The organism is Staphylococcus pasteuri, from assembly GCF_030547725.1.
GTDB classification, from domain to species: domain Bacteria; phylum Bacillota; class Bacilli; order Staphylococcales; family Staphylococcaceae; genus Staphylococcus; species Staphylococcus pasteuri.
This window is the reverse complement of record NZ_JAUOQO010000064.1, coordinates 1-380: the sequence shown is the minus strand read 5'-3', so window position 1 is coordinate 380 and position 380 is coordinate 1. Positions and strand designations below refer to the sequence as shown.

General features: G+C 47.4%; 1 protein-coding gene. It reads left to right on the top strand.

Annotated features, from left to right (window positions below; genetic code table 11):
• On the top strand, positions 1 to 349 hold a 349-nt coding region (locus Q4528_RS12805; protein WP_303521854.1), incomplete at its 5' end, for a sugar O-acetyltransferase.
• Between the last annotated feature and the right edge of the window lie 31 nt (positions 350 to 380).

Below are 380 nucleotides of genomic sequence, written 5' to 3'. Positions count from 1 at the left end.
CATTACCACTGGCAAAAACTTTTACGCTAATCATAATTGCGTGATTCTCGATGGTGCGCCAGTGACGATTGGTGATGATGTCATGTTTGCACCATCAGTCAATATTTCCACAGCCACTCACCCTTTAAATGTTAAGCAGCGTACCGAAGGTTTAGAAACCGCATTACCGGTGACCATTGGTAACAACGTTTGGGTAGGCATGGGAGTGAATATACTTCCCGGAGTCACCATTGGTGACAATGCGGTGATTGCCGCGGGTGCTTTGGTGAATAAAGATGTTGCGGCCAATACTGTGGTGGCAGGTGTACCGGCTAAGTATCTGCGTGACGTGCCAGAAAACGAAGATTAGCCACTTTATGCATGGCTAGTCACTTCCAAGC